This is a genomic window from Rathayibacter sp. AY1C9 (genome assembly GCF_002932315.1).
GTDB lineage: Bacteria > Actinomycetota > Actinomycetes > Actinomycetales > Microbacteriaceae > Rathayibacter.
The window spans coordinates 1,525-3,123 of sequence record NZ_PSVZ01000050.1; the positions used below are offsets into that span (position 1 = coordinate 1,525).

A 1,599-nucleotide genomic window follows, 5' to 3' on the forward strand; every position below is an offset into this window, starting at 1 on the left:
TTATGAACGACGGATTTGCCTATCGTTCGCCCTACATCCTTAGACCGGGACAACCATCGCCCGGCTCGGCTACCTTCCTGCGTCACACCTGTTAATACGCTAAACGCACCAGCACGGGGTCGTACGCTAGGCCCAACGCTTCACCCCGAAGGGATCCATCAAAGGGATTCAGATACTTAGCACTACTGGATTGTCTTGGGCGGTTCTTCGCCGGTACGGGAATATCAACCCGTTGTCCATCGACTACGCCTGTCGGCCTCGCCTTAGGTCCCGACTTACCCAGGGAAGATTAGCTTGACCCTGGAACCCTTGGTCTTCCGGAGGACGGGTTTCTCACCCGTCTTTCGCTACTCATGCCTGCATTCTCACTCGTGTGGCATCCACGGCTGGTTCACACCGCCGCTTCACTCGCCACACGACGCTCTCCTACCCATCAACACGGCTGGACCACGAAGGCCTACCACTAATGTCAATGCCACAACTTCGGTGGCGTGCTTGAGCCCCGTTACATTGTCGGCGCGGAATCACTTGACCAGTGAGCTATTACGCACTCTTTCAAGGGTGGCTGCTTCTAAGCCAACCTCCTGGTTGTCTGTGCAACTCCACATCCTTTCCCACTTAGCACGCGCTTAGGGACCTTAGTTGGTGGTCTGGGTTGTTTCCCTCTCGACTATGAAGCTTATCCCCCACAGTCTCACTGCTGCGCTCTCACTTACCGGCATTCGGAGTTTGGCTGACGTCAGTAAGCTTTTGGGCCCCATCGGCCATCCAGTAGCTCTACCTCCGGCAAGAAACACGCAACGCTGCACCTAAATGCATTTCGGAGAGAACCAGCTATCACGAAGTTTGATTGGCCTTTCACCCCTATCCACAGCTCATCCCCTCCATTTTCAACTGAAGTGGGTTCGGTCCTCCACGACGTCTTACCGTCGCTTCAACCTGGCCATGGATAGATCACTTCGCTTCGGGTCTAGACCCTGCGACTGAATCGCCCTATTCGGACTCGCTTTCGCTACGGCTGCCCCACACGGGTTAACCTCGCCACAGAGCACTAACTCGCAGGCTCATTCTTCAAAAGGCACGCCGTCACCCCTACAAGGAGGCTCCGACGGTTTGTAAGCAAACGGTTTCAGGTACTATTTCACTCCCCTCCCGGGGTACTTTTCACCTTTCCCTCACGGTACTTGTCCGCTATCGGTCATCTGGGAGTATTTAGGCTTATCAGGTGGTCCTGACAGATTCACACGGGATTTCTCGGGCCCCGTGCTACTTGGGATACTCTTCACGCCATAACACCATTTCGACTACGGGGCTCGCACCCGCTCTGGCCAGGCGTTCAAACCTGTTCGTCTATGATGCGCTGTAACGTTCACCGGCCGGCAGACCGGAACGAAAAGTCCCACAACCCCGGCCATGCAACCCCTGCCGGGTATCACACATGACTCGGTTTAGCCTCTTCCGCGTTCGCTCGCCACTACTGACGGAATCACTGTTGTTTTCTCTTCCTGTGGGTACTGAGATGTTTCACTTCCCCACGTTCCCTCTACCCGCCCTATATATTCAGGCGGGAGTCACCAGGTCACCACAAGGGGCCTGGCG

General features: G+C 55.6%; 1 rRNA gene (only partly in view). It reads right to left on the minus strand.

From position 1 onward, the window contains the following. Positions 1 to 1,599 (minus strand): 23S ribosomal RNA (locus tag C5D09_RS16815) (it extends past both window edges: 1,486 nt to the left, 153 nt to the right).